This window comes from Salinicola sp., from assembly GCF_982684285.1.
In genome coordinates this window covers 1-2,810 of the sequence record NZ_CEXLVS010000154.1, presented here as the reverse complement: position 1 = coordinate 2,810, position 2,810 = coordinate 1, and the positions used below count along the sequence as shown (strand labels likewise).

Genomic DNA, 2,810 nt, shown 5'->3' with positions numbered 1-2,810 from the left:
GCCACCATCAGGACGGCAAACAGACTCAACACGCCGTAGCCGATGCGTCCGGCGCCCGCTTCTGGCTTGGGCCGGGGCGAGGTCCTGAGTCCCCTCAGCAGTAGCGCCAGTGCCAGCACGGCGATGCCAATGATCGCCAGCCAGGGAAAGAAGTCCGGTCCCGCCCGGGTGCCGGTACCGGAAGCTGGAATCAGCGTCGTGCGCCATGCGGCAAAGGCGCAAAACAGCATCAGGAACAGCGCAAGCTGGCAATCCGTCTTTTTTCGAATCACATCGTCTCTCGCTTCAGCTACCATCGACGGCTTCGGATATTCTCGAATCGCTCCCCGCCTGCTTTCGATCGAAACGATCATAAAAGCGCAAAGAGCAAACCAAAAATGATCGATTCGATCTTGAGTGGCAATAAGACTCTTGGCTAAGGGACAACGCGAATCGCGACCTTGCTGGCAAAAAGAGACGGACTGATGCACTACCCGACCGCGAAAGAGGCAGGAAATATCTCTTCCGGTAATGCTCGATTTGATCAAAATGTCGAACTAACATCGCTGAACCGACAGCCGGACGGCCACCTCATCGCCCTCCTTTAACACCACGCCGCTTATGCCGTAATGTCGCTATAACTGAACACGGGACACCGCCATGAAAGTCGCCAAACGCCGCCAGGCCATGCTGGATGCCGTGCTCTCCGGCATCACCAGCATCGAGGCCCTCTGCCAGCATTTCGGGATTTCCGAAGCGACCGCCCGGCGCGATCTGGGCGCGCTTTCCGACCAGGGCCTGCTGGTGCGCACCTATGGCGGTGCGGCAGCTCACATCGGCCATCGCGAACCGGAGCTGACGCTGGAGCAGCGACGCACGCGCCAGGGCGACGTCAAGGCGCGTCTGGCGGGCTGCGCGCTGGATTGCATCGAGAATCACGACACCGTGCTGCTGGATGGCGGCACCACGACGACCGCACTGGCCGCACGGCTCAACGAGCGACGCGGCCTTCACGTGGTCACCAACAACATGGCGGCACTGACGTGGCTGACGAACCTGCCGGAGGGTCATACGACCGTGCTGGGGGGCGATCTGCGCGCCTCGAGCATGACCGCCTACGGCCCACTGGCGCATGCCGCTCTGGCGAGGCTGACTGTCGACCGGCTCTTTCTCAGCGCCGATGGCGTGACCGAACTCGGATTGTGCGAAGCCAGCCCGGAACAGGCGTGGCTCAAGGAGGCGATGATCGCCCGCGCCGCCGAAGTCTACGTGATGGCGGATGCCACCAAGCTGGGTCGCGCGAGCCAGCAGCACTGGACCGCCTTTCCGCCACGCTGGACGCTGATCACCGACGCTACCGATGAGCGGATCGAACCGTTCGAGAGACTTGGCGCCACGATCCTCAATCCGTCCAGGATACAGCCCTGAATCGGACCCGGCCGATCAAGCCCGTCTTCCGCGGCGTCCTGCATTACAATGAATGTCGTTGGCGCCGCCGCGCCCAAGACACGACTCTGCCCGGAGCGCACTAATGCAAGCCGATACAGCACAGGAATCCAACGCACCACTCCAGCGTTACATCGAACAGCTGCGCGCCATGGAGATCGACATCGAGGCGATGGACACCCATGCGGCACGCATACGCCAGGACCAGCTGGAATTCGTGCTGGTCGTCGCCGCCGACGAGCCGGCGTTCTTCCAGTTGATGCTGCCCGGCGTATGGCAGGCCGCGGAGACCACCACCCGGATTCTGTTACTGGAAACCGCCAACGAGGTGATGAATACCCTGAAAGCCGCGAAACTGGTGGTGCACAACGAAGCCGTGCACGTCAGCGTCGAGCAGTTCGTCGAGGGGCCGGATCAGGGCGTGGCGCTGATTCCCGGATTGCTGGAACTGCTCAAGAGCGCGGTGGCCGAATTCCAGGAGCGTCTCGGCATGGGCGAGGCACCTCGCGTCCACTGACTGACAGGGCCGGCGGCTTTCGCCCCCCGCCGTCGCGTGCCTAGACTGCCTGCAACACATCCATTCCCCCAAAGGAGATTCCCATGGCCGACACCACCCATTTCGTGGTCATCGCCGAATTCCAGGTCAAGGCTGGGCAAGTCCCGGCCTTTCTGGCGCTGGCGCACAACGACGCCAGCGAGTCCCTGGCCAATGAAGAGGGCTGCTTCGCCTTCGACGTGCTGACGCCGGAGGGCAGCGAGGATATCGTCGTGCTGCACGAGGTCTATCGCGACCGCGCCGCCTTCGAGCATCACACCCAGATGCCGCACTACGCGCCGTTCAAGGAGGGTTCCGCCCCGCTGCTCGCCGCCGAACCTTCGGTGCGTTTCTTCTACACCGCCACCCGCCCCGAATAAGCCCACCGGGAAGCGCTTCCCGTCCGCTCCCGCTGGCCGCGAGCCTTTGCTCGCGGCTACACTCGGCGATCCATGAACCCAATCGGACGCCGCCGCATGTCCCCGAACACCCCGCCGGTCACTTTCGGCCCAGAGCCGCTATCCATCGAATCGATCGTCGCCCTGGCCGAGCGCCGCGTGGAATCAAGGCTCGACGCCGATCCGCTCTGGCGCGAGCGAATCGATCGGGGAGCGGCGATCGTCGACGGCCTGCTCGATCGCGAAGGGGAGATCTACGGCATCACCACCGGCTACGGCGACTCCTGCGTCACCGCGATTCCGCTCTCCCAGGTCGAGGCGCTGCCACGTCAGCTGTATACGTTCCATGGCTGCGGGCTGGGTCGTTTCCTCGACGCCGAGGCCGCGCGCGCGGTGCTCGCCGCTCGCCTGCAGTCGCTTTGCCAGGGCGTGTCCGGCGTGCGCTTCGCGCT

At 63.8% G+C, this 2,810-nt stretch carries 5 protein-coding genes; 4 read left to right on the top strand and 1 reads right to left on the bottom strand.

Translation table 11 applies throughout. The features are described from left to right. The coding region (locus AC3AYF_RS13565; RefSeq protein ID WP_487779856.1) for a tripartite tricarboxylate transporter TctB family protein at positions 1-272 on the bottom strand (272 nt) is incomplete at its 3' end. A 367-nt stretch (positions 273-639) separates the two neighbouring features. On the opposite strand from AC3AYF_RS13565, the gene AC3AYF_RS13560 reads away from it, so the two are divergent. The 4 genes from AC3AYF_RS13560 to AC3AYF_RS13545 all read left to right on the top strand — a co-directional run. Beyond that, entirely contained in the window at positions 640-1,407 is a 768-nt protein-coding gene (locus AC3AYF_RS13560) for a DeoR/GlpR family DNA-binding transcription regulator (RefSeq protein WP_295035014.1), read from the top strand. A 103-nt stretch (positions 1,408-1,510) separates the two neighbouring features. Further along, complete coding sequence (locus tag AC3AYF_RS13555; protein WP_295035012.1) at positions 1,511-1,942, top strand: hypothetical protein; 432 nt, start codon at positions 1,511-1,513, stop codon at positions 1,940-1,942. An 83-nt stretch (positions 1,943-2,025) separates the two neighbouring features. Beyond that, on the top strand, positions 2,026-2,340 hold the full coding sequence (locus tag AC3AYF_RS13550; protein ID WP_295035011.1) for a putative quinol monooxygenase: 315 nt from the start codon (positions 2,026-2,028) through the stop codon (positions 2,338-2,340). Between the two features lie 96 nt (positions 2,341-2,436). Then, positions 2,437-2,810: aromatic amino acid lyase (locus tag AC3AYF_RS13545; RefSeq protein ID WP_487779855.1), on the top strand; the 374-nt coding region annotated here is incomplete at its 3' end.

What these genes read in the sequence shown, in the direction of transcription:
- AC3AYF_RS13550 (WP_295035011.1), top strand. Translation starts at nt 2,026, where the DNA reads ATGGCCGACACCACCCATTTCGTGGTCATCGCCGAATTCCAGGTCAAG.
- AC3AYF_RS13560 (WP_295035014.1), top strand. Translation starts at nt 640, where the DNA reads ATGAAAGTCGCCAAACGCCGCCAGGCCATGCTGGATGCCGTGCTCTCC.
- AC3AYF_RS13555 (WP_295035012.1), top strand. Translation starts at nt 1,511, where the DNA reads ATGCAAGCCGATACAGCACAGGAATCCAACGCACCACTCCAGCGTTAC.